Below are 1,659 nucleotides of genomic sequence, written 5' to 3' on the forward strand. Positions count from 1 at the left end.
GTACCAGCGTACGGCCCACAGAATGATGTCACGCTGAAAATGCCGGCCTTTGAATGGGTTCATGTGCAGCTCCATCAGCAAAAGGGGATGATAAGTTTATCACCACCGACTATTTGCAACAGTGCCGATAAAAATATATCATCATGAACAATAAAACTGTCTGCTTACATAAACAGTAATACAAGGGGTGTTATGAGCCATATTCAACGGGAAACGTCTTGCTCGAGGCCGCGATTAAATTCCAACCTGGATGCTGATTTATATGGGTATAGATGGGCTCGCGATAATGTCGGGCAATCAGGTGCGACAATCTATCGATTGTATGGGAAGCCCGATGCGCCAGAGTTGTTTCTGAAACATGGCAAAGGTAGCGTTGCCAATGATGTTACAGATGAGATGGTCAGACTAAACTGGCTGACGGCATTTATGCCTCTTCCGACCATCAAGCATTTTATCCGTACTCCTGATGATGCATGGTTACTCACCACTGCGATCCCCGGGAAAACAGCATTCCAGGTATTAGAAGAATATCCTGATTCAGGTGAAAATATTGTTGATGCGCTGGCAGCGTTCCTGCGCCGGTTGCATTCGATTCCTGTTTGTAATTGTCCTTTTAACAGCGATCGCGCATTTCGTCTCGCTCAGGCGCAATCACGAATGAATAACGGTTTGGTTGATGCGAGTGATTTTGATGACGAGCGTAATGGCTGGCCTGTTGAACAAGTCTGGAAAGAAATGCATAAGCTTTTGCCATTCTCACCGGATTCAGTCGTCACTCATGGTGATTTCTCACTTGATAACCTTATTTTTGACGAGGGGAAATTAATAGGTTGTATTGATGTTGGACGAGTCGGAATCGCAGACCGATACCAGGATCTTGCCATCCTATGGAACTGCCTCGGTGAGTTTTCTCCTTCATTACAGAAACGGCTTTTTCAAAAATATGGTATTGATAATCCTGATATGAATAAATTGCAGTTTCATTTGATGCTCGATGAGTTTTTCTAATCAGAATTGGTTAATTGGTTGTAACACTGGCAGAGCATTACGCTGACTTGACGGGACGGCGCTTCCCTACCCTCATGGCCGCCTCCCAGGAATCGACCCAGGTGCTTATCGTGGACATAATCCTTTACTCATAAATTTATCTTATTCCATTATTGTACCTGTCACGCAAAACTTGCAGAAAAGCCATAAACGCAGGAGAATCCTGTCGGCGGTGAGGATAATAAATATGGTAGCCGTCAAAATATGGACACCACTCGGTCAGAACAGCAATCAGCTTGCCGCTTTTGATATATCCATCTGCAACATACTCGGGAATATAGGCAATCCCCAGCCCGTCTAATGCTGCATCGAGCTGATGAATCGTGCTGTTCGCAATATATTGCCCTTTGACTTTCAGACTGAATTTCTGAGCATCTTTCTCGAATTCCCAGGCGTACAATCCACTCGTATCAGAATAGCGGACGTTAATGCAGTTGTGGTTCAAAAGATCCTGCGGCTTCCTGGGCTTAGCATAACGCTTAAAATGGCACTGTTGCAAAGTTAGCGATGAGGCAGCCTTTTGTCTTATTCAAAGGCCTTACATTTCAAAAACTCTGCTTACCAGGCGCATTTCGCCCAGGGGATCACCATAATAAAATGCTGAGGCCTGGC

General features: G+C 45.0%; 2 protein-coding genes. One reads left to right on the forward strand and one right to left on the reverse strand.

The features are described from left to right. Positions 1–192: 192 nt before the first annotated feature. A complete protein-coding gene (locus tag FTT78_RS13360; RefSeq protein WP_000018323.1) occupies positions 193–1,008 on the forward strand; it encodes an APH(3')-I family aminoglycoside O-phosphotransferase in 816 nt (271 codons plus the stop codon). Between the two features lie 136 nt (positions 1,009–1,144). Here the strand turns inward: FTT78_RS13360 and FTT78_RS13365 are convergent, their stop codons facing one another. Then, positions 1,145–1,546 carry a LysR substrate-binding domain-containing protein gene (locus FTT78_RS13365; protein ID WP_001183556.1) on the reverse strand — a complete coding sequence of 134 codons (402 nt, stop codon included), beginning with the start codon at positions 1,544–1,546 and terminating at the stop codon, positions 1,145–1,147. Positions 1,547–1,659 lie beyond the last annotated feature (113 nt).

Origin of the sequence: Acinetobacter sp. YH01011 (assembly GCF_013420785.1) — a bacterium.
Taxonomy (GTDB): Bacteria; Pseudomonadota; Gammaproteobacteria; order Pseudomonadales; family Moraxellaceae; genus Acinetobacter; species Acinetobacter towneri.

What these genes read in the sequence shown, in the direction of transcription:
- FTT78_RS13360 (WP_000018323.1), top strand. Translation starts at nt 193, where the DNA reads ATGAGCCATATTCAACGGGAAACGTCTTGCTCGAGGCCGCGATTAAAT.